This window comes from Nonomuraea rosea, from assembly GCF_039539705.1.
GTDB classification, from domain to species: domain Bacteria; phylum Actinomycetota; class Actinomycetes; order Streptosporangiales; family Streptosporangiaceae; genus Nonomuraea; species Nonomuraea rosea.
The window spans coordinates 504,491-531,019 of sequence record NZ_BAABDQ010000003.1 but is presented as its reverse complement, the minus strand read 5'-3'; the positions used below and the strand labels follow the sequence as shown (position 1 = coordinate 531,019).

26 protein-coding genes and 2 pseudogenes are annotated in these 26,529 nt (G+C 70.0%); 14 read left to right on the top strand and 14 right to left on the bottom strand.

Annotated features, from left to right (window positions below):
- Window positions 1-25: 25 nt before the first annotated feature.
- Window positions 26-1,510 carry an LCP family protein gene (locus ABEA43_RS09955; RefSeq protein ID WP_345560476.1) on the top strand — a complete coding sequence of 495 codons (1,485 nt, stop codon included), beginning with the start codon at window positions 26-28 and terminating at the stop codon, window positions 1,508-1,510.
- Window positions 1,511-1,601: 91 nt separating this feature from the next.
- On the opposite strand, the gene ABEA43_RS09950 is transcribed toward ABEA43_RS09955, so the two are convergent.
- The 5 genes from ABEA43_RS09950 to ABEA43_RS09930 are packed head-to-tail and all read right to left on the bottom strand — an operon-like array spanning window position 1,602 to window position 5,232.
- A complete protein-coding gene (locus tag ABEA43_RS09950; RefSeq protein WP_345560475.1) occupies window positions 1,602-1,880 on the bottom strand; it encodes a hypothetical protein in 279 nt (92 codons plus the stop codon).
- A gap of 38 nt (window positions 1,881-1,918) precedes the next feature.
- Window positions 1,919-2,863, bottom strand: a complete 945-nt coding sequence (locus tag ABEA43_RS09945) for an asparaginase (RefSeq protein WP_345560474.1) — start codon at window positions 2,861-2,863, stop codon at window positions 1,919-1,921.
- Window positions 2,856-3,677 (bottom strand): amino acid ABC transporter permease, encoded by an 822-nt coding sequence (locus ABEA43_RS09940; RefSeq protein ID WP_345560472.1) that lies wholly within the window; start codon window positions 3,675-3,677, stop codon window positions 2,856-2,858. Before ABEA43_RS09940 ends, ABEA43_RS09945 begins: the two co-directional genes overlap by 8 nt.
- Complete coding sequence (locus tag ABEA43_RS09935) at window positions 3,674-4,318, bottom strand: amino acid ABC transporter permease (protein WP_345560470.1); 645 nt, start codon at window positions 4,316-4,318, stop codon at window positions 3,674-3,676. The genes ABEA43_RS09940 and ABEA43_RS09935 overlap by 4 nt, the downstream gene beginning before the upstream one ends.
- Window positions 4,318-5,232 carry a transporter substrate-binding domain-containing protein gene (locus ABEA43_RS09930; RefSeq protein WP_345560469.1) on the bottom strand — a complete coding sequence of 305 codons (915 nt, stop codon included), beginning with the start codon at window positions 5,230-5,232 and terminating at the stop codon, window positions 4,318-4,320. Before ABEA43_RS09930 ends, ABEA43_RS09935 begins: the two co-directional genes overlap by 1 nt.
- A gap of 106 nt (window positions 5,233-5,338) precedes the next feature.
- Here ABEA43_RS09930 and ABEA43_RS09925 point away from each other — a divergent pair, with 106 nt between their 5' ends.
- Window positions 5,339-6,481 carry an ROK family transcriptional regulator gene (locus ABEA43_RS09925; protein ID WP_345560467.1) on the top strand — a complete coding sequence of 381 codons (1,143 nt, stop codon included), beginning with the start codon at window positions 5,339-5,341 and terminating at the stop codon, window positions 6,479-6,481.
- Between the two features lie 501 nt (window positions 6,482-6,982).
- On the opposite strand, the gene ABEA43_RS09920 is transcribed toward ABEA43_RS09925, so the two are convergent.
- A complete protein-coding gene (locus tag ABEA43_RS09920) occupies window positions 6,983-7,855 on the bottom strand; it encodes a VOC family protein (protein WP_345560465.1) in 873 nt (290 codons plus the stop codon).
- A gap of 238 nt (window positions 7,856-8,093) precedes the next feature.
- Here ABEA43_RS09920 and ABEA43_RS09915 point away from each other — a divergent pair, with 238 nt between their 5' ends.
- The 7 genes and pseudogenes from ABEA43_RS09915 (at window position 8,094) to ABEA43_RS09890 (ending at window position 11,948) form a co-directional block, all read left to right on the top strand.
- Window positions 8,094-8,411, top strand: coding sequence for a hypothetical protein (locus tag ABEA43_RS09915; RefSeq protein WP_345560464.1), 318 nt, complete (start codon window positions 8,094-8,096; stop codon window positions 8,409-8,411).
- A 186-nt stretch (window positions 8,412-8,597) separates the two neighbouring features.
- On the top strand, window positions 8,598-8,750 hold the full coding sequence (locus ABEA43_RS09910; RefSeq protein ID WP_345560463.1) for a hypothetical protein: 153 nt from the start codon (window positions 8,598-8,600) through the stop codon (window positions 8,748-8,750).
- Between the two features lie 139 nt (window positions 8,751-8,889).
- Entirely contained in the window at window positions 8,890-9,390 is a 501-nt protein-coding gene (locus tag ABEA43_RS09905; protein ID WP_345560461.1) for a hypothetical protein, read from the top strand.
- Between the two features lie 671 nt (window positions 9,391-10,061).
- A complete protein-coding gene (locus tag ABEA43_RS09900; RefSeq protein ID WP_345560803.1) occupies window positions 10,062-10,580 on the top strand; it encodes a DUF6879 family protein in 519 nt (172 codons plus the stop codon).
- Between the two features lie 18 nt (window positions 10,581-10,598).
- Window positions 10,599-10,802, top strand: a pseudogene (locus ABEA43_RS68145) (helix-turn-helix domain-containing protein); the annotation flags it as partial.
- On the top strand, window positions 10,803-11,450 hold the full coding sequence (locus ABEA43_RS09895) for a DUF5753 domain-containing protein (RefSeq protein ID WP_345560460.1): 648 nt from the start codon (window positions 10,803-10,805) through the stop codon (window positions 11,448-11,450).
- A 99-nt stretch (window positions 11,451-11,549) separates the two neighbouring features.
- On the top strand, window positions 11,550-11,948 hold the full coding sequence (locus tag ABEA43_RS09890; RefSeq protein ID WP_345560458.1) for a hypothetical protein: 399 nt from the start codon (window positions 11,550-11,552) through the stop codon (window positions 11,946-11,948).
- A 495-nt stretch (window positions 11,949-12,443) separates the two neighbouring features.
- Here ABEA43_RS09890 and ABEA43_RS09885 read toward each other — a convergent pair whose 3' ends face one another.
- Window positions 12,444-13,532, bottom strand: coding sequence for a mandelate racemase/muconate lactonizing enzyme family protein (locus tag ABEA43_RS09885; RefSeq protein WP_345560457.1), 1,089 nt, complete (start codon window positions 13,530-13,532; stop codon window positions 12,444-12,446).
- Window positions 13,529-14,230 carry a GntR family transcriptional regulator gene (locus tag ABEA43_RS09880; protein WP_345560456.1) on the bottom strand — a complete coding sequence of 234 codons (702 nt, stop codon included), beginning with the start codon at window positions 14,228-14,230 and terminating at the stop codon, window positions 13,529-13,531. The genes ABEA43_RS09885 and ABEA43_RS09880 overlap by 4 nt, the downstream gene beginning before the upstream one ends.
- A 95-nt stretch (window positions 14,231-14,325) precedes the next feature.
- Here ABEA43_RS09880 and ABEA43_RS09875 point away from each other — a divergent pair, with 95 nt between their 5' ends.
- Window positions 14,326-15,618, top strand: coding sequence for an MFS transporter (locus ABEA43_RS09875; RefSeq protein ID WP_345560455.1), 1,293 nt, complete (start codon window positions 14,326-14,328; stop codon window positions 15,616-15,618).
- 2 nt (window positions 15,619-15,620) lie between these two features.
- Here the strand turns inward: ABEA43_RS09875 and ABEA43_RS09870 are convergent, their stop codons facing one another.
- A complete protein-coding gene (locus tag ABEA43_RS09870; RefSeq protein ID WP_345560454.1) occupies window positions 15,621-16,691 on the bottom strand; it encodes a helix-turn-helix transcriptional regulator in 1,071 nt (356 codons plus the stop codon).
- A 176-nt stretch (window positions 16,692-16,867) separates the two neighbouring features.
- Between ABEA43_RS09870 and ABEA43_RS09865 the strand changes: the two genes are divergently transcribed.
- Window positions 16,868-18,337 carry an FAD/NAD(P)-binding protein gene (locus ABEA43_RS09865; protein ID WP_345560453.1) on the top strand — a complete coding sequence of 490 codons (1,470 nt, stop codon included), beginning with the start codon at window positions 16,868-16,870 and terminating at the stop codon, window positions 18,335-18,337.
- A gap of 240 nt (window positions 18,338-18,577) precedes the next feature.
- On the opposite strand, the pseudogene ABEA43_RS68140 reads toward ABEA43_RS09865, so the two are convergent.
- Window positions 18,578-18,820 (bottom strand): annotated as a pseudogene (locus ABEA43_RS68140) (RNA-guided endonuclease InsQ/TnpB family protein); the annotation flags it as partial.
- Window positions 18,821-19,129: 309 nt separating this feature from the next.
- Here ABEA43_RS68140 and ABEA43_RS09860 point away from each other — a divergent pair.
- Window positions 19,130-19,357, top strand: a complete 228-nt coding sequence (locus ABEA43_RS09860; protein WP_345560451.1) for a hypothetical protein — start codon at window positions 19,130-19,132, stop codon at window positions 19,355-19,357.
- Window positions 19,358-19,450: 93 nt separating this feature from the next.
- On the top strand, window positions 19,451-19,666 hold the full coding sequence (locus tag ABEA43_RS09855) for a hypothetical protein (RefSeq protein ID WP_345560449.1): 216 nt from the start codon (window positions 19,451-19,453) through the stop codon (window positions 19,664-19,666).
- A 7-nt stretch (window positions 19,667-19,673) separates the two neighbouring features.
- Here ABEA43_RS09855 and ABEA43_RS09850 read toward each other — a convergent pair whose 3' ends face one another.
- From ABEA43_RS09850 to ABEA43_RS09835, 4 genes are all read right to left on the bottom strand, one after another.
- Window positions 19,674-21,653 carry a class I SAM-dependent methyltransferase gene (locus ABEA43_RS09850; protein WP_345560447.1) on the bottom strand — a complete coding sequence of 660 codons (1,980 nt, stop codon included), beginning with the start codon at window positions 21,651-21,653 and terminating at the stop codon, window positions 19,674-19,676.
- Between the two features lie 28 nt (window positions 21,654-21,681).
- Window positions 21,682-22,590, bottom strand: a complete 909-nt coding sequence (locus tag ABEA43_RS09845) for an enolase C-terminal domain-like protein (protein ID WP_345560445.1) — start codon at window positions 22,588-22,590, stop codon at window positions 21,682-21,684.
- A gap of 107 nt (window positions 22,591-22,697) precedes the next feature.
- Window positions 22,698-24,080 (bottom strand): MFS transporter, encoded by a 1,383-nt coding sequence (locus ABEA43_RS09840; RefSeq protein ID WP_345560444.1) that lies wholly within the window; start codon window positions 24,078-24,080, stop codon window positions 22,698-22,700.
- A gap of 62 nt (window positions 24,081-24,142) precedes the next feature.
- On the bottom strand, window positions 24,143-24,958 hold the full coding sequence (locus ABEA43_RS09835) for a TetR/AcrR family transcriptional regulator (protein ID WP_345560443.1): 816 nt from the start codon (window positions 24,956-24,958) through the stop codon (window positions 24,143-24,145).
- Between the two features lie 100 nt (window positions 24,959-25,058).
- On the opposite strand from ABEA43_RS09835, the gene ABEA43_RS09830 reads away from it, so the two are divergent.
- Complete coding sequence (locus tag ABEA43_RS09830; protein ID WP_345560442.1) at window positions 25,059-26,504, top strand: DHA2 family efflux MFS transporter permease subunit; 1,446 nt, start codon at window positions 25,059-25,061, stop codon at window positions 26,502-26,504.
- Window positions 26,505-26,529: the final 25 nt, after the last annotated feature.

Here is a 26,529-nt window from a genome sequence, read left to right as displayed (position 1 = left end):
TTCGCCACGGAGTCTGTCACCTACGGTGGAGTTCGCGGGAAACGGGGAAGGCGTGCAGCAGGCAAGGAAACCGGTAGGCGCCGCGGCGCTGCTCGGGTGGCTGGCGTTCGCGGCGCTGGTGCCGGGCGCCGCCCATCTGCGCGCCGGTTGGCGCAAGACCGGCCTCGTCCTGATCTCCTGCTACATGGCCGGGCTGCTGGGGCTGCTCGCCCTCGGCCTGGCGACCGACAACCTGCTCGGCTCGCTGACCGAGAACTCCTGGCTCACGGCGATCGTGGTGGGCTCGTCCGTGCTGGGGCTGGCGTGGTTCGCCCTCATCGTGCACTCGTTCGTGGTGCTGCGTCCCGGCCGGCTGCCGCAGGCCGGGCAGATCGTCGCCGGCTCCGTGGCCGGGCTGCTCGCCGTCGTCGTGGTGGTGCCGTTCGGGGTGGCCGCCCAGTACGTGTGGACCTACCAGCAGGCGCTCAACGGCATCTTCCAGGACCCGCCCGCCGACGGGGAGTCGCCGGCCGTGGCGCAGCCCAAGCCGGAGGACCCGTGGGCGGGCCGGCAGCGGGTCAACATCCTGCTGCTGGGCGGCGACGCCGACGACAACAGGACCGGCGTACGTACCGACAGCATGAACCTGGCCAGCGTCGACGTGAAGACCGGCAACACCGTGCTGTTCAGCCTGCCGCGCAACCTGGAGGACGTCCGCTTCCGCCCCGGCACGCCGATGGCGCAGCACTTCCCCAACGGCTTCCGGCTCCCCACCGACCCGGGCGGCGGGCGCAGCGACCTGCTCAACAGCGTCTGGGAGTACGCCGACGCGCACCCGGAGATCTTCGACGGCAAGCAGCACCAGGGCCCCAAGGTCCTGATGGACACGATCGGCTACACCCTCGGCGTCAAGGTCGACTGGTACGCCCTGGTCAACATGTGGGGCTTCGCCCGCCTCATCGACGCCATCGGCGGCGTCACGATCACCGTCGAGAAGGACGTCGTCTTCGGAAAATACAACGAGGGCCTGGTCAAGGCGGGCACGCGCGAGCTGAAGGGCGCCGACGCGATGTGGTACGCCCGCTCGCGCACCTTCAGCGACGACTACACCCGGATGCGCCGCCAGCGCTGCGTCCTGGGCGCGATCCTCGACCAGGCGGACCCGGGGACGGTGCTGACCAGGTTCAACCAGATCGCGCTGGCCACCAAGGAGCTGATCAGGACCGACATCCCGCGCTCGATGCTGAAGAACCTGGTCCCGCTCGCGCTCAAGGTCAAGAACGCCAAGGTGTCCAGCGTCCAGTTCGTACCGCCGCTGATCAACACCGGCTACCCCGACTGGGACAAGATCCGCGACATCGCCGACAAGGCCATCCGCGGCTCCGCCACCGCCAAACCGGCCGTCGCCGCCTCGGCCTCCGCCGACCCCTCGGTCTCCCCCTCGCCGAAGAAGTCCCAGAAGAAGCCGGTCAAGCCGGAGAGCGACGACCCGACGAAGGGCCTCACGGAAGGCTGCGCCGGCGCCCTGTGACCGTCACCGATCGCCTGGGCGCAGGAACTTGGTCCGGCCGTCGACGGGCACGGCCGCCATCATCTCCAGATGCTCCCGCGTGACCAGCGGCTCACCGCCGATGCCGATGTCCGCGATCCGGCTGCTGACCTGCCCGGTGCGCGGATCGACCGCCTCGAACACCCGCGTCCCAGCGGACCATCCGCTCGTGCCCGGCGTGCCACCGTGTCCAGCTCACCAACCGGCCGTCCGCGCGGAGCTGGACCGAGACCAGCGCGACGACCTCGTCGCCGTCGGCCTCGACGTCCATCAGCACCGTCGATCGCCGCACGTCCGCGCCGTACTCGGTCACGCCGAAGCGGACGCCGATCGTCCGCAGCCGATCGCCCATCCGCCGCCCCGCATTCCCGGCTTTCCCAACACCCTAGGTCAGCGACGCGCGACGATCTCGCCCACCGGGACGCCGCCGCCCAGGACGGTTACCTGGGCGAAGGCCGCAGCGCCGCTCACGTCGCAGCCCATCCGGCCCAGGACGTCCAGCGCGATCGCCGTCGTGGCTCGCGGGCTGCCGTCGATCACCTTCACCGCCGCCGCGTGCCCCGACTCCAGCGCCACCACCAGCACGCCCTCCGCCCCGCCCTTCGCCACCGCTCCCGGCAGCGCGCGCATCAGCTCCGTGTTCTGGTGGCCGGTCCCGCCCACGTACTCGGGATGCGCGCGCATCGCGTCGGCGACCTGGCGCGGCGCGCTGCCCGGCGCGGCCAGCACCAGGGCCTGCACGGCCCGCGCCAGCCCGGTCAGCGACAGGCCGAACAGCGGCGCGCCGCACCCGTCCACCGCCACGTGCGCGGCCTTCTCCCCCGCCAGCTCCTCGGTGACCGAACGCACCTTGAGCTGCAGGGGATGCCCGGCCGACAGGTAACCGGGCACGTCCCAGCCGTTGGCCACGCAGGCGGCGAGCATGGCGGCGTGCTTGCCCGAGCAGTTCATGCGCTCGCGGGAGACGTCCTGGCCCTGCCTGATCAGCTCGTACATCGTGGGCCGGTCCTCCGGCCACGACGCCGGGCAGGCCAGCGCGCCGGTGTCCAGGCCGTAGTCGGCGAGCAGCTCGCGTACCAGGCGCACGTGGAAGTCCTCGCCCGTGTGGCTGCCCGCCGCGATCGCCAGCCGCGGCCCGGCCAAAGCCGCGCCCGCGGTCAGGCAGGCCAGCGCCTGGAACGGCTTGGCCGACGAGCGCGGCAGCACCGCCGCCTCCACCTGGCCGAGCGCCACCTCGGTACGCCCAGACGGCCCCAGGCCGACGGCGCTGCCGTAGTGGAGGCTCTCCACGAACCCCGAGCGGATCACCTCGGCGAGCAGGGCGAGATCAGGCACCTGCGGATCTCCTTCGCAACGTGACGGGCTGGCGCGCCTCCAGCGTGCGGGCCAGCTTGGACAGCGACGCGTTGACCACCAGATAGATCAACGCGACGACCAGGTACGTCTGGATGAGCAGACCGTTGTACGCGGCCAGCACCTTGCCGCTGTAGAGCAGCTCGCCGTAACTGACGACGAACCCGAGCGAGGTGTCCTTCAGCAGGCCGACGGACTGGCTGACGATCGACGGCAGCACCCGGCGGGCCGCCTGCGGCAGAACGACCAGGCGCATGGTCTGCCCATGCGTGAGGCCGATCGCCAGACCGGCCTCGGACTGGCCGCGTTCGACCGATTTGATGCCCGCCCGGAAGATCTCGGCGAACGCGGCCGCGTTCGAGATCGTCAGCGGCACCGCCAGCTTCCAGAACAGCGGCAGGTCCAGCCCGTACCGGGGCAGCGCGAACAGCACCACGTACACCAGCAGCAGCGCCGGCACGACCCGGACCACCTCGACGTAGGCGGCGGACGGCCCGCGCACCCACCGGCGCGGCGAGAGCCGGCCCAGCGCCAGGACCAGCCCCAACGCCATCGACAGCGCCGCCGAGACGACGGCCGCCAGGAACGTGGACCACAAGCCTGTCAGCAGATATCGCCACATGGGCCAGGTCGCGTACGGCTGCCAGCGGGCCGCGTCGAGCTGCCCGTTCGCCCCGAACTGCCGAACCGCCAGGACGACGAGCGCGACGGCGGCCAGCGTGCCGACGACGGTCGCCACGCGGATGCGCCGCCGCGCCTTCGGCCCCGGCTCGTCGAACAACGCGGAACTCGTCATCGGAGGATCACCAGCCTGCGTTCGAGCCGTCCCGCCACGAACCCGGCCACCGACGCGATCAGCGCGTACGCCACACCGGCACCCACGAAGATGGGGATCGGCTGGGCCTCGACCAGGTTCACCCGGTGCGCGGCGGCCGTCAGGTCGACGACTCCGACGGCGGCGGCGAGCGCGGTGTTCATGGCGGTGGCGATGAAGATGTTGCCGAGCGGCTGAACGACCGTGCGCAACGCCTGCGGCAGGATGACGTGCCGCAGCGACTGGCCGAACGTCAGCCCGATCGCCCGCGCCGCCTCGCCCTGCCCCTTCGACACCGAGTTCACGCCGGAGCGCAGGGCCTCGGCGATGTAGGCGGCCTCGTACACGGCGATGACCACGATCGCCGTCGTCATCAGGCCGGCCTGGACGCCGATCTCCGGCAGGCCGAAGAAGGCGAGCACGAGCAGCACGAGCAGCGGCAGGTTCTGGAACGTCTCGACGTACGCCGTGCCGATGGCCCGCAGGACCCGTACCGGGCTGACACGCAGGGCGGTGACCAGGACGCCGAGCACCGCCGCGCCCGCGAAGGACGCGGCGGTGAGCTGGAGCGTCACGATCAGCCCCTGCCACAGCTCCGGCAGGTGATCGAGGAGGACGGACATCAGGACCCCGGCACGGAGCCGATCTGCGGCGGCTGCGGCGCCTCACCGGTCACGACCGTGCCGATCGAGGTCTTCCAGATCTCCTGCCAGACGCCGGCGTCCTGCAGCTTCTTCAGCCAGGCGTTGGTGAAGGTCTTGAACGCGTCGTCGCCGTGCTTGAGCCCGATGCCGTACGGATCCACTGTGAACGGCTTCGTCACGATCTCCAGCGACGGATCCTTTTTGGCGTCGGCGATCAGGATCGTCTCGTCCTGCACGTACGCCACGCCGCGATCCTGCTTGAGCGCCTGCACGCACTCGGGGTCGCTGCCGAACGTGATGATCTCCGCCTGCGGCGCCAGCTTCTTGATCGCGGGAATGGCCGGGGTGTTCGCGCCCGCCAGGACCTTCTTGCCGTTCAGGTCCTCCGGCTTGGCGATGCCCGTCGTGCCCTTCTTCACCGCGATCGTCAGACCCGAGGTGTAGTACGGGCCCGCGAACGCCACCTGCTTCGCCCGCTCCTCGGTGATCGTGTACGTCTGGAAGACCACGTCCACGGTCCCGTTGGCGAGCAGCGCCTCCCGGGTCTCCGACGCCGAGTTGACGATCTTGACCTTGGGCTCGCCGAGGATGTACTTGGCCAGCGCCCGGCCCATCGCCGCGTCGAACCCCTCGACCTCGCCGGTGGCGGGGTTCTGCTGGGAGAGCAGGGGCGCGTCCAGCGAGCCGCCCACAAGGAGCTCGCCACGCTGCTTGATCTTCTCCATGGTCGAACCGGGCAGGATCTCGGCCGCCGTCGCGACGGGTGCCTTGGCCAGCACGTCGCTCTTCGGGGACTCTCCGCCGGGCACACCGGGCACCGCGGGGCTGCTCGACTCGCCACAGGCCGTCAGGGCTAACAGGGAGACGGCGGCGACAGCGACAAACCTCTTCATGAACGTCCACTTCCTTCGATTTCGAAGATAAGCCGGACCGTAGTGGGAAATTTCGTAGCAAGTCAATACGTTGTCGGCCTAAGTCTGGACATGGTAGGTATCTCACATGAACCAGCGGCTGCCCGTGCAGGGGGCACAGGGCGACCTGCTGCGACTCGTCGCCACCGGCGAGGCGGAGTCCCGCGCCGACCTGGCCCGCTTATCAGGCCTGGCAGCCTCCAGCGTCTCCCTGCGCGTCGAAGAGCTCATCGACGCCGGCCTGCTGGCCGAGGAGGGCTCCGGCACCTCGCGCGGCGGCCGCCGCCCCCGCCTGCTGCGCCTGTCCCCCGGAGCCGGCGTTCTGGCCGTCGCCGACCTCGGCGCCCATCACGTACGCCTCGGCCTCCTCGACCTGAGCGGCACCCCGATCGTCGTCGAGGAACAGCCCTGCGAGATCACCGACGGCCCCCAGCGCACCCTCGACCGCATCGCGGACGCCTTCGACACCCTGCTGGCCGCCCACGTGCCCGGCCACGTGCCGCTACGCGGAATCGGCACCGGCATCCCCGGCCCGGTCGACCCGGCCACCCGGCGCGTCGTCACACCCTCGCGCATGCCCGGCTGGAACGAGTTCCCCGTCGCCGAACACCTCGCTGCCCGCTACGACCTGCCCATCCTCGTCGAGAACGACGCCAACCTGATGGCCGCGGGCGAGACCCGCTGCTGGCCGGGGCGCAAGAACCTCATGGTCGTCAAGGCCGGCACCGGCATCGGCTGCGGCGTCATCGTCAACGGCCACCTCCACCGCGGCAGGGGCGCGGCCGGCGACATCAGCCACGTACGCGTACGTTCCGACTCCTCGATCCTGTGCGCCTGCGGCCACCCGGACTGCCTGGAGGCGTACGCCAGCGGCGCCGCCCTGATGGCGGCCCTCACGGACGCGGGCATCTCGGTCACCCGCCCGGCCGACATCGTCACCCTCGTCAACGACGCCGTCCCGGAGGCGACCAGCCTGGTACGCACCGCGGGCCGCCGCATCGGCGAGGTCCTCACGGTCCTGGTCAACTTCTTCAACCCGGACGTGGTGGCGGTAGGCGGCAGCCTCTCGGCCGCCGAACCGCTGCTGACCTCGATCCGGGCGGCGGTGTGGGAACGCTGCCTGCCGCTGGCCACCCGCGACCTGGAGATCGCACCGGCGCGGGCCGGCCGCGACGCCGCCCTGCTGGGCGCCGGCACCCTCCTCCTCGAAGCCGCCCTCACTCAGCCATAACCTCTGGCCCGGCTACCCGGTGGGCCACCCCTAAAAGCCCCCACCCGTTGCCCGACTACACGGTGGGCCTCCTCAGCCCGCCCCGAAAGGTCCTCGCCAAAACCGCGCTCCGCGCGACGGGACTCGGGCTGCCCTGTGTGGGGGACACCCCCGAACCCGGGTGCCTCCGGCCCCCGGACCCCCGAGCGCCAGCCGGACTCCGCACATCGATAGGGCACCACGGCGACCCCGCACCTTCGCACTCCCACATGCGCACGGCTCGTGTGGGCAGGTCAGCTCCACCAAGGGTCGGCACACACGCCGGGGAAGGCCAGGCTGCATGCACCGACACCGATGATCGCAGCACGCCTACCTGGGTCAACACGGCGTCCGGGCGGTCATTCCAGTCAAAGATCTGGCTCCGCGACCCCATCCATGATCCACGGAAACCCGCCCCAGCGGCGCATCGCCGCCGTCCAAGGCCCAGCGCAGACAGGCCCACTGGCCGGCCACGCGTCATGGTCAGGTCGGAAGGTAGGCCGCCAGCGTGGCTTCGAGTTCCACGTCAAAGCTGGCGGCCTCGCGGCACCGATACCTTCGATCGTCGATGGACACGAAAACGCCGGGAGGCGGTTCGGCAGTGAACACCCCACCAAGGCGCCACGCAACCTCGCCCGGGCCAGGAGCCACGCCGAGACCGATTTGATAGTGGACAAGCGCCCTCCCGCGGTCAGGGCCGGCGTTGAGCTCGTTGACCTTGGTCGCTGACCAGCCGAACTCCTCGTCCCAGTCCACGCTCGCGCCCACGTCGCACCCCAGCTGACACCACGGCCAGTGCGACCAGTCAGGCAAGAAGAGAGATGCAGCGCGCAGAGGCACGCCCCCGTTGTCGCCGAATCTGGCTTTGGTGCCGGTCGACGTGTTCGTAACCTGACTGACCCCGAAGCCCAGCACGTACAGTTGCTCAGCGACGGCCCTGACGTAGCCCATATGGTTGGCGCGTCCCGGGCCTTGCAGACTCGGCGGGATTCTGTCAGCGACGACCCACCCATAGCCATACCGGTCGGTGAACCCTCCCTTACGGTAAGGCCCCCATGGCACCTCGTGCTCGCGAACCTCGTCGAGGTCGTCCGCTCCGGCTGCCATGGCACGTTCGACGAGGCCGACGGGATCATCCACGAAGACCTTCACAGCCACCATGGCCCCAACAGCGTCGCCGACAAGCCCACACACCCAGAAGACGTTTCCCTCAACCTCGAGTTTCACGACCTTGCCGCCGCTGTGCGCTGTGGCCCCCAGCGCCTTTCTGTACCACCGCACAGCCCTCGCGACCCGTGGCACGGCAAGCATCGGCCGATTCACCAGGTCCCCAGCCTGCGGCCCGAGCGTCGTCATTCGTCACCCTCCCGTTGGCAGGAGCGCCTGCGAGTCAGTGCATCACATCGAAACGCCTCTGGCTGACACCATCCAGTCCGAGCCCTCCGTTGATCGTGTGGCGGCTGACCGTGATACACGGCCATGCAGGTTCCCGGTCAACCCGGGTCAGGCCGGAACACGCAATCAGGCGATCTTGTGGCAGATGTTTTGGTACGTTCGCCCATGACGTAAATGATCTCCCCGTCCGAGAGGTTCAATGAACATCAGAGCTGGATTCAGGGCGTTGACCGTGGCCGCCGGCGCCGCGATTCTGCTGATCGCCGGATCAGGTGCCGCGAGCGCGGACCCTGTGGAGGCGGAGACCGCGATATCTTGCGTGAAGAAGATCGACAGCGGCAGGTACGACATCATCTACCCCTGGGTCCAGGTCAAGAACGGATGCGCCTGGACCTACGACGTCAAGGTCATCTGGAACAACGGGCCCGACAGTCCCTGCAAGGAGCTGTCGCCGGGCGAGACCTTGAAGAGCATCTCCTCCCCCGGTGCTTCGTACCAGCGGGTTGACCTCTGCTGACGTCGTCATGCAAAAGGCTCCCTGAGCGGTCGCTCAGGGAGCCTTTTCGTGGTCAGACGAACTGCAGGGCATCAACGACGGCGATCTGCTGGAAGCGGTCGCCACTCTCAAGGTCAGCACCGGGGCCGAAATGCGGGTCGAGGTCTCCAACGGAAGATCAAACCCCAGGCCGACAAGATCCAGGGCATGCCCATACCGGACCAGGTCGCACAGCTGATCTCCTACCCGATCCCGTTTAAGGGGGATTTGCCCTTCGATGTGAAGCTGACCGGGGTCAGAAACGTGCCGGAAGGACTGGAGTTCTCCGCCGAAGCGTTCGACGTGCCGATTCGTGGATGAGGCTGCACCATTTCGCCGCGATCTTCTCACTTGACAGGCAACTTAACTTTATTCTTAAGGGATAGTGGCGGCCACGGTCATCGCCTTTACATTGTAGATCACTGAGATATCTGGCGACGCATGTGACATTCTCGGCGTCATGCCATCTGTCATCCGGCATCCCTACATCAGGGGGCTCTCCGGCACGGCAAGCATGTTGATCGGCGCGCTCGCCTTGTCCGCATCCGGCGGACAGAGCCACTATCTGGCGTTCAGCGCAGCCCTTTGCACCGGTGGCGCGTTGCTCACGTGGGTCGGCTTCACCGGGCGGCGACTCGGTCGGATCGCGTGGGTCGTCATCGCACTGCTGGCGGTGGCGGGGCTCTTCTCGAGTTTGCTGGTGGTCCGGGAGGACGTTTGCTGCATGTTCGGCTTTCACCGCGGTCTCGGGTATCCGTGGGGGTGGCTGGACAGCAGTGCGTCGGCGGACACCATGGACGTCATCGATAGATACCGCGCCGATCCCGACAAGCTGGAGAAGACCGTTGATTGGCCGAAGGTGATGCTCGATGGGTTGTTCTGGTGGCATGTGGCAGTGGTCGCCGTCCTCTCCGTCACACTGGTGCTCCGGCGCGCCAAGCGGTCTGTAGTGGAGATATGAGCGATCGACGACGAGGGTTCTGCGACCGCCGCGCTCCGAGAACAGGCGGACAAGCACCGCCTGGCGTTCGGGCTGGGACGCCCATGCCCTTGCTTGGCCCAGGCCCTCATGAGGGCCTGGTCGCTGGGCTGCTTGGTCGGCGACTTCCGGCTCTTCTTGGGCTGGCCGGGGCAGGAGCCGGCGTGGTGAGCGTGGAGCCTCGATCGACGGCTCCACGCCCCTGGTCCTCGTCGCACAGGCCGTAGGACCCGTGCTGGCCACTCGTCGTGATAGGTGGCCGTCACATCGCCGTCGTGCCAGTCGCAGATGTGGATGACCTTGGTTCCCTTGAGGAGAGGACCTTACCAAGCACATATGTGGACGTTCGGCACACCGCCTTGACCGGCTGTGCATGCGGCTTCACGCTCAGGTGGCGTACAAGTTCGTACTCACTCGAAGACCGGAGACAGCCATGCCGCTACGGTTTTACGGCAAGGGTGGCAGCGACAACAGCAGTTGTCCGTCGGTGCACGGGGACGACGCTGACGGCAGCCTCGTCATCGTAGGCTGGCCGGTGGATGACCCAGATGTGCTCACCCAGATTCGAGCGGTGAGTCACATCGAGCCCCACGAGCGAGCGTTTCGCGTACCGGCCGAGCTGAAGAAGGCGCTTTGGGAGGCATGCGGTGGCCATGATCCACACTTTGGCTGATCTCTTCGCGAAGGCGACGCGCTCGGTCACGCACCTGGAGTTGCGTGACAACTACGGCACCGGGAGCCCCGGCTACCAAGCCTGGATGAAGGGCTCCTCCGTGGAAGAGATCTCCAAGCTGGACGACTACTGGCTTCCATGGACTCGCCTGATTCAGGAGAACGTCGCGCGGGGAGTGGCCTTCCGCCGCGCCCGAGTGATCTCCGAACCGGTGAGTGACTACATCCGGTACGAGCATGCGGTCACTCCCTTCTCCAACCTGGCCGGAGGGGAGCAGGTTCGCTGGCTTCCCCGGCCACAGGCGAAGGACCTGCCCCTGCCAGGCTGCGACTTCTGGCAGTTCGACGACAACTTGGTGGGCTGGATCTTCCAGAGCGGAGACGGGGAGCCCACAGGCTTCGAGCTGAGTGAGGACGCCTTCGAGGCTGAGCTGTGCTCCAACGCCTTCGAGGCCGTGTGGAGGCGGGCGATCGAACATGCGGAGTACCGACCCGCCTAGACCCGTTCACCACCGCGAGTGACAACTTCGCCGTCCTCCAGCGCCCGGCAAGCGCGTCAGGCCATCGCAGATCGGCTCCGGGAGATTCTGCGCGACTCAGGCTTGACCGCTCGGGCGCTGGCTCGACATGCCGGCTGGGATGAGACCAAGTGCTCACGTCTCGTCCACGCCCGCACTCCTCCATCGGATGAGGACATCCGCACCTGGTGCGCGATCTGTGGTGTGCCCGAGGAGATCCCCAATCTCATCGCGGCCAGCCGCAACGCGGAGTCCGCCTACTTGGAATGGCGCCGGGTCCAGCGCAGCCAGACCCGCATGCAGAAGCTCCGGCTTGACGTCTATGAGGGGACGCAGTTCTACCGGATCTACTGCAACCACGTTCTGCCTTGGCCAGTCCAGACGGCGGCGTACATGCGGTCCCTCATGGAGGGCTTCAACGCGTTCCATGAGGGGGCCGCCGCCGACATCGACGAAGCTGTCCAGGCTCGCCTGGCCAGGCAAGAGCTCCTGAATGACGGCTCCAGACGTTGCGCCATGGTGATCGAGGAGACGGTTCTCCGCGACCGCTTCGCCGACAATGAAGTGATCAGGCAGCAGCTCCGGCATCTTCTGGCGGCTACTCGGCGTGCTCCGCTATCGCTGGGGATCATCCCGTTCGGAGCTGTCCGCAGCTCCTATCGGCCGACCGAGACCTTCTCCATCTATGGTGACCGGATGGTCGTGGTTGAGCTGGTCGGTGCGGCGGTGAACATCACCCAGCCGCGCGAGATCAGCCTGTACGTCAAGGCGTTCAACGACCTGGCCGCAGTCGCTGTACATGGCGAAGCTGCTCGGGTTCTCATCGCCAATGCCATGAACGCACTGCGCTGAAATCAGCGTGCAAGTCCGTGCATGTTCGTTGAGGTTGCGGATGCGCTGGTCCTAGCGTCGGAGCACGTACCCGGACAGAGCCGCATCACGGAGACCCCGATGACAAAGCCCGCAGCCCAATCCCGCCTCGATTCCGCACTGGCCGTTCGCCGAGTCGGCAGGTCCACCATGGTTCAGATGTGTGATCTTTCGGACACTGAAGATCTCCTCACCATGGACGCCCGCTCGTGGCTGAACCTCCTGCACGCCATCAGGCGTGACTGCCTGCACCCAAAGCGGGATGGCGACTACGTCTACATCGAGGTTGAGTCGTCGGCCGGTGGGACTGCGGTTCTCTGCACCACGGCGGAGGCGTACGTACAGTTCCAGAAGGCCGCAGCGGCTGAGCGCTTTGACGGGCTCAGGCCCGCTGCGGTCGGCCTGGGGCATGGCCCGTGGATCTGGGCCGCAGGCACCGTTGAGGAGGCCAAGAACAAGGCCCTGGACGGAGTCTCATGAGCTACCCCCGGTTCGCCTTCGGAGGGGGCGGCGGCCGGGGGTAACCCACCTGGAGCCCCCCAGGAGCGAGGTCCCTGGCCATCCCGTCCGGAAAGGCCGTCTTCCCCGATTCGGCCTTCGGCTGGGGGGCCTCGCGCACGATCAGCCCCGGTTGAGGTGTCATCCGCTGGTTCTCCCACCTCCGGGGTGTAGGTCCCCCAGGTATCCCTTCCCAGGGCTGGGGTCGGGGCTCTGGCCTTCCCCTTCGCGTGCCCATGCTCCGAGTTGACCGGGACGCCAGGTGCCGACACGAAAGGGGAGCGCCAAAGGATCACGGACGGCAACGCTCGGGGGGCCGGAGGCACCCGGTTCGGGGGTGTGGGGGTGTCCCCCACACAGGACAGCCCGAGCCCCGTCGCGCGGAGGGAGGTCCGCTCGGGGCGGGCTGAACAGGCCCACCGGGTAACCACGCCACCGGTGGGTGCTTTTCCGACGCAGATGCCCGGTCGGTGAGGGCTAAGCGACCCGGAGCGTGTCCATGGCGTCCCGGTCCCATGCGATCCCCAGCCCCGGCACATCGGGCGCGATCGCGTGACCGTTCTCGATCGGGAGCTCCGCCCGCGTGATCGCCCTCAGCTGCGGGATGTGCTCCACGTACGCCCCCGCCGGAACGGCCGCCACCAAGCTGACGTGCAGCTCCATGAGGAAGTGCGGGCACACGATCACGTTGAACGCCTCCGCCAGGTGCGCCACCTTCAGCCATGGCGTGATCCCGCCCACCCTGGCCACGTCCGCCTGCACGACCGAGGCCGCACCGCGCGCCAGGTAGTCGCGGAACTGTCCCACCGAGTACATCGACTCCCCCACCGCCACCGGGATCGACGTCGAACGGGCCAGCTCCCGGTGCCCCTGCACGTCGTCGGCGGGCAGCGGCTCCTCGAAGAAGTACACCCCGTACGGCTCCAGCGCGTGCGCCCGGCGCCGGGCCTCGGCGTACGTCATCGACTGGTTGGCGTCCACCATGATGTCGAGGCCGGGTCCCACGGCGGCGCGGACGGCGGCGATGCGTTCCGCGTCCTCCTCGGCCCGGGGGCGGCCGATCTTGATCTTGACGCCGCCCAGCCCGGCCTCCCGCGCCGCGAGCGCGCCCTGGACGAGGTCCTCGGTGGACAGGTGCAGCCAGCCGCCCTCGGTGTCGTACACGGGGACGTTTTGCCGGAACCCGCCCGCGAGCCGCCAGAGCGGCTCGTCCGCGCGCAGGCAGCGCAGGTCCCACAGGGCGGTGTCCACGGCGGCCAGCGCGAGTGAGGTGATCGCGCCCACCGTGGTGGCGCGGGTGGCGGCGAACAGGTCGCGCCAGATCGCCTCGATCTCCCGCGCGTCCCGGCCCGGCAGCGCGGGCAGGAGGTGGTCGCGGAGCATGGACAGGACGGCCCGGCCGCCCGTGCCGATCGTGTACGAGTACCCGATCCCCTCCAGCCCGTCGTCCGTGGCGAGGTGCACGAAGATCGTTTCCTGTTTGAGGAACGCCTGCACGGCGTCCGTCCTGACGGTCTCCACGGGGATGTCGATCAGGTGGGTCTCGGCGCTGATGATCTTTGTCATGTGGTTCCAATCCGGAGGAAACGGTCGCGAGCCGCGGTGAGGTGGGCCCGCATCGCCGCCTCGGACTCCTGCGCGCCGCCCGTGGCGACGGCCTCGGCGATGCGGGCGTGTTCGGCCAGCGTGGGCTCGCCGCTGCGCCGGCCCTCGTACTCGATGCGGAACAGGTGCAGGTGGCAGTGCGTACGCCGGAGCGATTCGCGCAACGCCTGGCTCCCGGACAGCTCGGCGATCAGGTCGTGGAATCGCGCGTCGTGAGCCGCGATGCCGTGGTAGTCCTCGTACCGCGTGCCCTGGGGCGCCTGCGGGACGCCGGCCAGCTCGGCGCGCAGCCGTTCAGCGGCGGCGGGTGTCACCCGTTCGGCCGCGCGCGCCGCCGCCCACGGCTCCAGGAGCAGCCGGAGCTGGTAGAGGTCGGCGACCTCGCCGGAGGTCAGCACGGGGGCGACCGAGTAGCCGCGCAGCGCCTCCTTGGTCAGCAGGCCCTCCGACTCCAGTGCCGACAGCACCTCGCGCACCGGCGTCTGGGAGACCTCCAGGAGCCGGGCGACGGCGTAGATGTTGACGCGGGCGCCCGCCTCCAGGTCACCGTTCATGATCAGGCCCTTGACCCGCTCGTAGACGTCCTCGGTCAGGACGCTGCGCCGGGCCGCCTGCACGCGCCCTTTCAGGCGGTTCTCCAGGTCCCCTGCCACGCTCACGCTCCAACTGATCGATATGACGGGTCTTGACGGATGTAGTGAACTCTAGGCAACATGTCCGAAATATCCAATAGGAAATAGTACTGAGGATCGCGATGGCCACAACCCTCCGGAGCACCGTACGCGGCCGGCTGCGCTGGTACATGATCAGCTTTGTTTTCGCCGGACTCGTCATCAACTACCTGGACCGCGCCAGTCTCGGCGTCGCCCTGCCGTTCATGGGCGAGACCTTCAACCTCTCCAAGACCGAGGAGGGGATGATCCTGGCGGCGTTCTTCTGGTCGTACGACTTCTTCCAGCTCGCCGCCGGCTGGTTCGTGGACAGGTACGGGCCGCGCAGGACGTTCACGTTCGCCGCCGTGTGGTGGTCGTTGTTCACCTCGCTGACGGCGCTGGCGAGCAGCTTCGCCTCGCTGTTCGGCGTACGGCTGCTGCTGGGCATCGGCGAAAGCCCGGCCGCCACGACCAGCGCCAAGGTCGTGGCGCGCTGGTTCCCGCGGCACGAGCGGGCGCTGGCCACCGGGATCTGGGACTCCGGCTCACGCGTGGGAGGCGTCATCGCGCTGCCCGTGGTGACGGCGCTGATCGCGGGGCTGGGCTGGCGGTGGACGTTCGCGGTCATCGGGGTGATCGGGCTGCTGTGGGCGTTCGGATGGTGGCGGACCTACCGGGATCCGCAGGACCACCCGAAGATCACCGAGGAGGAGCTGACCTACCTGCGCGAGGGCGGGGCGCGCTGGGAGGGCGACGACGACGAGGACACGGCCAAGATCCGGTGGCGGGACCTGTTTCGCTATCGCACCATCTGGGCGATGATGCTGGGCTTCTTCTGCCTCAACATGGTCGTCTACTTCTTCCTCACCTTCTTCCCGACCTACCTGGTGGAGGAACGGGAGTTCAGCCTGCTCAAGCTGGGCCTGTTCGGGGCGATTCCCGGGCTGGTGGCGATCGGCGGCGAATGGCTCGGCGGATGGCTGGCCGACCGGCGCATCTCGCGCGGCGACTCGGTGACGCGGGTCAGGAAGCTGTTCATCTCGGGCGGGTTCCTGGTCTCGACGGTGATCGGGCTGGCGGTGTGGGTGCCCGACGCGTGGATGGCCCTGGCGCTGCTGTCGATCGCGTACGCGGGCTCGACGTTCGCCGCCGCCAACATCTGGTCCCTGCCCGCCGACGTCGCCCCGGCCGACCGCCACGTGGCCTCGATCGGCGGCATCCAGAACTTCGCCTCGAACTTCGCCGGCATCGTCAGCCCCATCATGATCGGCGTCCTGGTGGACCGGACGTCGTCGTTCACCATTCCCCTGATGGTGATCTCGGGGGTGGCGCTGCTGGGCGCGTTCACGTACGCGGTGATTCTGAAGCGGGTCGAACCGCTCAGGCGACCATGACCTCAGCGCTCGGCGAACAGCCGGGCGACGAGCTCGCCCCGGCTGGAGATCCCCGCCTTGCCGAAGACGGCCTTGAGGTGGCCGCGGACGGTGTGCGGGGAGATGAACAGGGCCGTGGCGATCTCGGCGGTGGGCAGGCCGCGCGCCACGAGCTGAGCGACCTCGAACTCGCGCGGCGTCAGACCGTACGCCTCGGCGACCATGACCGCCAGGTCGGCGGGCGCGGCGGGCTCGATGACGAGCACGACCGGGCCCGGCCGTCCCCCTGGACCGGTCAGGCATGAGGCGCGGCAGGTCAGCCACCAGCCGCCGGCGGTTCGCAGCCGGATGCGGGCGCTGCCGCGGTCGCGGCCCGCGGCGATGGCCCGCGCCTGCAACGCCGTGCCGATCAGCCAGATGGGCAGCCTCGGCCCGAGCGCCGACGGCGTGGACGGCCCGTCCGGCAGCAGCGCGAGATACCGCCGCGCCTCCTCGTTGATCGAGGTGGCCTCCCCGTGCTCGTCGAACAGCAACAGGCCGGGTGCGGACCCGCCACGCTCGCCGTCCGCTCCACCGGGACCGGCGAAGCGGCGCAGCCGGTCGGCGAGCGGCCCTGACAGGCCGGCGAGCAGCGCGATCTCGTCCGGGCCGAACGCGGGGCCGCCCCGCATCCGGAACAGGCTCACCGATCCCCACGGCCGGCCCCCGATCCGCAGCACGGCCCGCAGCTCGTCGTCCACGCCCTGGCCGTCGAGCAGGCGGCGGAAGCGGGCGCTGCGCGCCGGCAGGTCGCCGGTGGCCGCGCGCAGCCCGGCAACCGGTACGGCGGCGCGGGCCAGGTCGCGGAACGGCAGGACGTTCTCCTCCAGGAGCTCGCTCTCCCAGTAGGCGGCGCAGTCTTCGGCCGTGCCGAGGTTCTGCACCAGCATGGGCGCGGTGACCAGGCCCGTCTCCGGGTCGGTCGCCGACCACACGGCGGCGTCGAACGGCATCAGCCGCCGCAACCCGGCCGAGGCGCGGGTGAAGAGCTCCAGCGCGTCGCCCGCCCGCTCGGCAGCCGACACGATCTCGGCGTGGCGGTGCGGGTGCGTCATCGAGCCTCCTGGCGCGGGGTGTCTTCCGGGGTCAGCTTTCCTGTTCTCCCTTCCTTCGCCAACCCCTCGTTTGAGGGGGTCATTCCGCGGGCGACCGGCCGCGCTCGGGGGATGGAGTGTGGCTCCGGCGACCGCGAGGCTCGGAACGGCCTTTCCGGACGAAGAGGGAGAACATCATGCGTATCGCGATCGTCGGAGCCGGTGCCGCCGCGGTCGGCCTGCTGGACGCGCTGGCCGTGGGGGTGGCGGAGGGCGGGGAGGTCACCGTGTTCGAGCCGTCCGCGCACCTGTGGCGGGGCCGCCCGTACGGGCCGGACCTGGACAGCGTGCTGGTCAACGCCCCGCCCGCCATCATGTCGATCCGTCACTCGGACGCCGGGCACTACGCCTCGTGGCTGGGCGGTGAACGTGCCGCCGCGCACCTGGACGACCTGCTGGGCCAGCCGCTCGTGCCGCGCGCCCTTTTCGGCGCGTACCTGGCGGACACCGCCGAGGCCGCCTTGGCGGTATTGCGCCGGCGAGGGTGGCGGACACGGGTCGTCGCCGCGCGGGTCGTCGCGGTGGCCCGCTCCGGGCTGGCAGTGCGCACCGAGGACGGCCACGATCATCCGGCCGATCAGGTGGTGCTGTGCGTGGGCGGCGGCACGCCCCAGGACCACTATGGCCTGAGCGGAGCCCCCGGGTTCATCGGTGATCCGTATCCGCTGGCGGACACGCTCGGCCAGGTCCCGGACGGGGCCGACGTCGCGGTGCTCGGCAGCGGGCTGACGGCCGTGGACGCGGTCGTGTCGCTCGCCGCGCGCGGCCATGCCGGGCGGATCGCGCTGGTGTCGCGGAGCGGCCTGCTGCCCGCCGTCTGGCAGCGTCCGCTCAGCCACCAGCGGCGGCACGTGACCGCCGAGCGGGTCGAGGCGCTGAGCCGGGCGCACGGCGTCGTCACCCTCGACGACCTCGCCGGGCTGGTCCGGGCCGAGCTGGAGGCGGCGGGCGAGGACTTCGCGCACTTCACGGCGGAGCTGCTGGGGGCGGGGTCCGAGCCGCCCGTGGAGCGGTTGCGGCGGCAACTGGCCGCCGTCGGCGACCCCGCGATCGGGCGGCAGGCGCTGCGGGAGGGCGTGCACGTCGTCGGCCCGTACGCGTGGCGGCTGCTGCCCGAGGCCGACCGCGAACGGCTGCGCCGCCACTTCCGCCTGGCCACCAGCGTCGCCTCGCCGATGGTGCCGGTGAACGCCGCCGTGCTGCTGCGGCTGTTCGACTCCGGGCAGCTCAGCGTGGTCGCGGGCGTCCACAAGATCGAGGCGGTCGCGAACGGGTTCCGGGTCCGCCACGACAGCAACCTGAACGCGGCCACCGCCGCCGAAGACACCACCACCACCGCGGACGTCGTCATCAACGCCGTGAACCCGCCGCCCCAGTCCGTGCCCAGCGCCGCCGAGCCGCTGGTCACATCCCTCCTGGCCGCCGGGCTCGCGACCCTGCACCCGTCGGGCGGCCTCGTCCCCGCCGACCCGCGCGTGCACGTGGTCGGAGACCTGGCCGGCGGCGGGCCGTTCATCACCTCGGGCATCCCCTCGGTCGCCGCCCGCGCAGCCCGCGCCGCCGACGCCCTGGCGGCCGCACCTACCGGCTACGCGGGCAGTCGTTGACTTGCTCTCCGCCGTGAGGTGAAGGACGGAGATTCCCGTGCCGCTCACGCGGCAGTTCGCGCCGCTGACGCGGCCCGTGCTGTGGAACGGGGTGCTTGACGCTTCACAGACCCGGATGGGTCTCCACGCCCTGAGACGGCCGGCCCGGCCGCCTGATATCTCGCCAGCGTGTTCCTGGCCCCCGACGATGTCGGCGTGCTCGGTATGCCCGCAGGTGGTGCAGGAGAAGAGCGCTTGGCTTTCGCGGCTCTTCCCATCCACCACCCCGCAGGCCGGTGCCGGGCAGGTCTGTGAGGTGTACGGGGCCGGAACGCTCGCGATGACCGTCCCGGTGCAGCGAGCCTTGGACCGCAACGCGATCTCCAACCCGTACCAGCCCTTGTCCAGGATCGCCTTGTTCAGACCGGACTTCGCGGCCCGCCCGTTGCGCAGGAACGCGCCAGGGCGGCCGGGGTCAGGTCTCGGCCGCGCAGCGCTGGTCATGTTCGCCGTCTGCAGGTCTTCGAGGACCACCACGCCGTAGTCGCGGGTCAGACGATGCGCGGCCTGGGCGTTGAAGTCGCCGCGCCGCCACCTGACCCGCTTCAGGGTCCCCGCTACGCGCTCCGGGATGCCCCGCCTCCGGCGGACCATCCCCTTCGGGGACCACATTCATCCCCGGTCTGAAGGCCGAGGCTTTCTATGGACCTTCGGGTAAAGAACCCGCCTTGCCCCTGTGGCGGCACGACCGCGGCGCGGCGCATCGTGATCTCCTGAACGGAGTCGTCCCGCCACGCGCCTCAGGAGGTCCGCATGCGCCGTGCTCACCTGCTCGCCACCGCCGCCCTGGTCACCGCCCTCGCACCGGCCGTCGCCCACATCCCCGTCGCCATCCCCGCGCCTCCCGCGAGCGACCCCACGGGAGGCGCGCTCGACCGCGTGCACAACGTCCGCGACGCTGTCATCGAGGGCAGTCACCGCTTCTACAACCTGGCCGACATCCTCACGGGCGCGCTGAACTACAGCGCGCTGCCGCTCTGAGCGCCCTCCGGTCGTTTTCACGCACCGGTTGAACCCGGCTCCGCCCAGGCCGCGTACTTCCTCCGACAGACGCCGCCGGCAGAGGAGGACGCCGTGAACGTCCAGGAGTTACGGACCGCGCTCGCGAAGTGCCCGGTCTCCCGGGACCGTTACCGCATCCTCGAGCCGACGGCGGACTTCGCCTGGTGTCTCAGAAGGGTGGGGCGGACGTGGCTGGTCTTCTACTGCGAACGCGGCAGCTGGGCGCTGAAGCGGTTCAAGACCGAGAGCCACGCCTGCGAGTATTTCTTCAACCAGGTCGTGCGCTGAGACCCGATCACGGGAGCCGGTGGAAGACGGCGCGCCAGCGGTGCCGCTCGCCGTCGCGCAGGTCCTCGACCTTCACGATCTGCAGCCCGTCCGCCGCGAACGCCTCGATCTCCGACGGCGTCAGCGGCCACGGCGGCGCGAACACCGGCCCGCTCTCCTCCCGCCCGGACGCGATCACCAGCAGCGTGCCGCCCGGCCCGACGAACTCCGCGACCCTGGCAATGGCCCGCGCGTGCAGCGGCTCCGGCAGCGCCTGCACGGTCATGACCTCGATCACGAGGTCGAACGCCCGCCGCCACCCGGCGGGCGGATCGAGCAGGTCGGCGACCTCGTAGCGCACCTCGCTCCCGGGGAAGCGCTCCTGGGCGAGCCGTACCGCCGACTCGCTCACGTCGAACGCGACCGTGTCGTAGCCGAGCCCCGCCACGAACTCGGCGTCGTCGCCCAGCCCGGCCCCCACGACCAGCGCCCGCCCCCGACCGGGGACGCCCCAGTCGGCCAGCAGGAAGTGCGGGGAGCGCGAGTCCCACGGGACGATCGCGTCACCGGTCGCCGACTCGGCGTAGAGCCGCTCGAACCAGCCGGTCGCGTCGCCCTGCGCCAGCGACTCGGCGGCCAGCCTGATCGCGTCCTCGTCCGGATCTCTCCCCGTCATCGGCACCCCCAGCAGAATCCCGTACGGCTCGCCGCGCTCGGCCGCCGCCGCCAGTTCTACCACGTCCACCCGGTCCCCCAGCGGCCCGGCGAGCACGCGCTGAGCGAACACGTGTTCGTGCACATACCCCTTGCGGCGCAGCGCCACGTCGAACAGCGGGACGAGCGCGCACACCCCGGGCGTCGGGTGCGGGCAGGACTGGGCCCGATGCGCCCACACCACCTCATCGGCGCGCCCGCCGGCCACCAGCTCGACGACGTCCAGGTCGGTGGCGGGCCGGCCCAGCAGGTTCGCGGCGGCCTCGATGACGAGGCCGCGCCACCACTCCCCGACGACGCGCCACTCCTCCGGCGGGATCTCGTCCAGCCGGTACGGCCGCATGGCGATCCAGAACCCGCCCTGGTCGACCAGCCCGTGGCTGGTCACCTTCGCGAGCCGCCGTTCGAGCGCGCCGGGCAGGCGCAGCGCCATCCCCGGCTCCTGCCCGGCGACACTCCAGGGCTCGGTGCCGAAGAGATCTTCCTCCTCCGGAGCGAGCACCAGCAGTTCCTCGGTACGCCGGGAGGTGCGGGTCAGCAGGTCGAGGTCGTCGTCCTGGAGCTGCCGGCGAAAGCTCTCGTAGAGATCCGAGGCACCGCCACGGTGCGCGAACGCGGACACGTAGCGGGTCAGGTGCCAGCCGAAGGCGCCCCGCACGTACATCTCGGCCCGCGAGGCGTCCCTCAGACGCTCGCCGCCGACGAGGGAGCGGGCCTCGGCCCAGAGCGCCTGCCGCAGCGGGCGGCACGCCTCTCTCAGCGAGGGCTCGTCATAGTGGTACAGCAGCACGTGCACGGCCTGGTTCTCGTGCCGGCGCCACCGCTTGGCGCTCAGCATCTCCCGCACGACGAGCGCGTGCAGGTCCCGCTCGCTCAGCCCGATGAGCAGCGGCAGCCCGAGCACCAGCAGCGGGCGGCCGAACCGCCCTGGCCAGGCGGCCAGCGAGGCCCGGTGCGACACACGCACTATGGGCAGCGTGTCGAAGCCGGCCAGCCGCGCCGCGGCGGTCACCAGGGCCGCGAGCCGCGGATGCGCGTCCAGCTCGATCTCCGGGTAGGCGCCGTTCCGCGTCGGCCACCAGTTCGCCACGAGCGCCAGCACGGCCAGCCCCGCCGCGGCGGCCACGATCAGCACGGCCTCGAAGCTCAGGTAGGCGTCGCCGGCCAGCAGCAGACCAGCGGCCACGGCCGCGATCGCCACGGCCCCCGCGAACACCATCGCGCCCTTCGGCACGAGATCGGAGCGGGCTTTGGAGAGCTGCAGGCGTAACACGCTCCACCGGGTCAGGCGCACGCCTACCTCCCTTGATCAGGAAGGCACTCTACGCATGAAACGACTCCTTCGACAGCCGTCGCACCCGTTCCTCGTCGATGGTGTGGCCGAGCCCCGACTGGGTCAGCGGGACGGCGATGACGCCGGCGTTCGCGCCCACGATCGGGGTGACGATCTGGTTCTGTTTCGGCGGCTGCGTCACGTCGCACGGCAGCGTGCACCCCGGCAGGCTGGCCACCGCGACGGTGGCGGCCCTGGCCAGGCCCGCGCCCTGGCCGCCCGCGCACTGGATGTCCCAGCCCGCCGCCGCGGCCCGGTCGTGCGCGCGCCGGACCTCCGACAGCGCGGGGAAGGCGGACGGGCGCAGCAGCAGGACCTTGGCGGCGCGCAGCGTGAGGTAGTCGTCCAGCTCGGCGGTGGAGCCGGGCTCGACCGCGACCGAGGCGGTGACCTGGTCCTGGAGCGAGGCGTGCGCGTAGACGTCGCCCACGGCGAACGGTCGCTCGATGACCTCCAGGCCGTAGGCGTCGAGCGCGACGAGCTGGCCGAGGTCGGAGTAGGCGTTGCCGCAGTCGACGGCCAGGGTCAGCGCCGGGTACGCCTGCCGCACCGCGCGTACGGGCTCGACGTCCCAGCCGGGCCGCACGTCCAGCGTCACGTGCCCGTAACCGGCGCAGACCTGCTGGTTGACCCGGGACACGAGGCTTTCGATCGACGGGTCGGGCGAGAGCCGGACCGTGGCCACCAGCGAGGTGCGGGTGCCCCCGATCGCCTCGGCGAGCGGCACGCCGCGCATCCTGGTCCACAGGTCCCAGCAGGCCATGTCCACCGCCGGGTCGCCGCTCGGCACCGTGTCAGGATGCTCCCAGTCGACGCCGATCAGCAGGGCGGCCAGCGTCTCCTCCAGTCTGGACCAGGTCTTCGGCTGGGGTGAGATGGTCTCGCCCCAGCCGGTCATGCCGCCATGGTCGGTGAGCTTGACGAGGAGGCTCTCCGACCTCCTGCCAGATGGCAGGACCAGTCGGAAAACCTCAAGCTCGCGCACTCGCGGCATTTATCCCCCTTTTATGACGCGGCTCCTTCCATAGTGCCTGTCTTCGCTGATTGGGCAAAACGCGGGGCCAGCAGTACGGCCACCACGGCCAGCACGACGGTGAAGCCGAGACCCACCGCGTAGTTCTCCGCCGTGGCGGTGAACAGGGCGCCGCTGACCGCGACGGCCACCACGGTGAACACCGATTCGCCCACGCCCACGGCCGCGCTGTTCTGGCCTTCCTCGCCCTCCTTGGACATCTCCAGCACCAGGACGGACACCGTCGGGTGCAGCGCGCCGATGCCGAGCCCGGAGATGGCCATGGCCACGTACGCGACCGCGATCGGCATGGAGTCGATCAGCACCAGGGAGACGAGCGCGATGCCGATGGCGATCATGGCGGCACCGCCGCGGATGGCGGTCAGGTGGCTGATCGTGCCGCGGCCCTTGATCCAGGAGCCGGTGGACCAGCCGAGCGCGCCGATCGTCAGGACGATGCCCGCCCCGGTGGCGCTCAGGCCGCGCTCGTTCATGAGCATGAGGGGGATGAGCACCTCGGCCGCCATCAGCGAGCCGTAGGCCAGGCCGCGCAGCACGGGCGCGGTCGGCAGGCCGCGGGCGGCCCTGAGCGAGCCGGGCAGCAGCAGCCTGGGCAGCGCCACGGCCAGCAGGACGACACCGGCGATGAGCAGCGGCAGCCCGGCCAGCTTCAGCGCGCTGCCGTACTGGATGAGGGCGGCGGCGACGGCGGTCACCGTGGCCCAGGCGAGCTTGCGGCCCAGGCCGGGTGCGGGCTCGGCGCTGCCGTTCTCCAGGGCCTGGCCGGCGGTGCCGCGCCAGAGCAGCAGTGCCGACGGGATGACGATCAAGGAGACACCGTGGAAGATCCACCGCCAGTCGGCGTTCTCGACCACGAAACCGGCGATCGCCGGGCCGATCATGGACGGCACCACCCAGGCGGCCGAGAACAGCGCGAACACCTTGGGATGCATCGCGCCGGGGTAGACCCGGGCGACCAGCACATAAAGCGCGACCTGGATCAACCCCGCCCCGAGCCCCTGCACGAACCGGCCCGCGATGAACACCTCCATCGTCGGCGCGAACCCGGCCAGCAGCAATCCGGCCACGAAACCCACCACACCCACCGCGATCGGCTGCAACGGGCCCCGCACGTCACTCCATCGCCCGCCCAGCACCGTCGCGATCACGCTGGCCGCCAGCGTGGCGCTGAAGGCCAGGTTGTACAGGGGCATGCCGCCCAGATCGCGGGCCACGACGGGCATCGCCGTGGCCACCGCCATCGCCTCGAACGCGACCAGCATGACGAGCGCGACCAGTCCCACGCTGAGCGCCCGGTACCGGGGGGAGAGCACGCCGGCCGGGGCGGCCGCAGGTACTTCAACAGTCGTTGTCATACCGGAAAGCTATGACGAAACCCCTGGTCAGCACATCGGGCGCGGGTCCTAGGCAATTGGCCCTAGGGCGCCCTAGGGACGGCTGAGGGCACGCCGCCCGGCTCAGCCCCCTGCTCCGCCATGCGCGCCTCCATGCCGTCGAGGAGCAGGTCCAGGCCGTAGTGGAAGCGCGTTTCGCCGTCGTCGGCGATCAGGTCGTCCACGAACCTCGCCAGGTGCGGGAACCGCTCCTGCGGCAGCGCGCGGTAGTAGCCGGAGATCTGCCCGGAGAACGTCTCGAAATACTCCTCCTTGCTCCGGTGCCCGGCCGCGCGCATCCGCGCGTAGTGCAGGGAGCCCTCGTACGCGTCGCCGACGACGTAGAGCGAGAGCCGGTCCATCGACAGGGACGCCTGCCTCGGCGTCATCCCCGAGTCGATCATCAACCCGAAGACGAACTCGCCGATGCGCAGCGAGTTGGGCCCCGAGGGAATGTTGGCCAGCGCCGCGCGCGCCACGTCGGCGTGGGCGGCGAGCACCCGGTGCACCTCGACGCCGTACGCCCGCACCTGCTCCTTCCAGCGGCTCGGATCGGGCTCGGGCAGCTCGATCTCGCCGAGCACGCGATCGTAGATCAGCTCCAGCAGCTCGTCCTTGTTGGCCACGTGCGCGTAGAGCGAGGCGGGTCCCGTGTCGAGCTCCTGAGCGACGCGTCTCATGCTCAGCGCGTCGAGCCCCTCGGCGTCGAGCACCCGCATCCCGGTCTCGACGATCAGGTCCTGGCTGAGCTGCCGCTTGACCTGCGCCGACTTGCGCGGCCTGCGCCACGGGGGTGCGGGCACAGGCTGCACGGGCTCAGGCGTGGGCACCGCATCGGCGCCTTCCTTGCGATCCACCATACGAACACTGTACTTGACACGAACACTGTTCGCCCTTAAAACAGTGTTCGTAACGAACACCGTTCGTCGAATAGAACACCGTTTCTCTGAAGGAGTCCCCATGACAGTCACCGCCTCGACGGCGGCCACCGGCGTCCAGCCCTACCGCTGGCGCTGGGTCGCCCTGTTCGTGATCCTGGCCGCCGAGGTCATGGACCTGCTCGACGCCCTCGTGACCTCGATCGCCGCCGTCACCATCCGGAAGGAGCTGGGCGGCTCCGACAGCCTCGTGCAGTGGCTCGGCGCCGGCTACACCCTGGCCATGGCCGTCGGCCTGATCACCGGCGGGCGGCTCGGCGACCTTTACGGCAGGAAGCGGATGTTCGTGATCGGCGCCGCCGGTTTCACCGCCGCCTCGTTGCTCTGCGGGGTCGCGGGCAGCCCCGAGATGCTGATCGCCAGCCGCGTGCTGCAGGGCCTGTTCGGCGCGGTGATGATCCCGCAGGGCCTAGGGCTGATCAAGGAGATGTTCCCGCCGCAGGAGCTGGGCAAGGCGTTCGGCATGTTCGGCCCGGTCATGACCATCTCGTCCGTCGGCGGTCCCGTGCTGGCCGGCTGGCTGGTCGACGCCGACTTCTTCGGTACGGGCTGGCGCATGATCTTCCTGATCAACCTGCCGATCGGCCTGGCCGCCGTGCTGGCCGCGATCCGCTTCCTGCCCGAATACCGCCTCTCGAACGCCACCAGGCTCGACCTCCTCGGCACCGTCCTCGTCTCGGCCGCCGCGTTCCTGCTGGTCTTCCCACTCATCCAGGGCCAGGAGCAGGGCTGGCCGGTGTGGACGTTCGTGTCGATGGCGGCCTCGATCGTGATGTTCGTCGTGTTCGGCCGCTACGAGTCGCGCCGGGCCAACGCCGGCCTGGACCCGCTGGTCACGCCCAGCCTGTTCCGCAAGCGCGCGTTCACCGGCGGGATGGTGGCCGGGCTGGCGTTCTTCTCCGGGATGATGGGCTTCGGCCTGGTCTTCAACCTCTACACCCAGAGCGGCCTCGGCTTCACCCCGCTCCAGGCGGGCCTCGCCGGGCTCCCGCAGGCCCTGGGCGGCGTGGTCGGCTTCGGCCTGGCGATGTCCGGCCTGCAGGAGAAGCTGGGGCGCGGCCTGCTGCAGATCGGCACCCTGGTCATGGCGGCGGGTGCGGCCGTACTCGCCCTGACCATCCACGCGGCCGGCCTCGACGTCAGCGCCTGGCAGCTCGCTCCCGGCCTCGGCCTCGTCGGCATCGGGATGGGGCTGACCATGGCGCCGTTCTTCGACATCGTGCTGGCCGGGGTCGAGCCGCACGAGTCCGGCTCCGCCTCGGGGACGCTGACCGGGGTCCAGCAGCTCGGCGGCGCGCTCGGCACCGCGGTCCTGGGCACGATCTTCTTCAACCTGCTCGCGAAGGAGTGGGACTTCGGCTCGGCGATGCAGGTCACGATCTGGGTGGAGGTGGGGCTGCTGGCGCTGACGTTCGGGCTGTCGTACCTGCTGCCGCGCAGGGCCCGTCCCGAACAGGCCGCCCACTGACCGCCCGCCCCGCACCCTCGCGGCC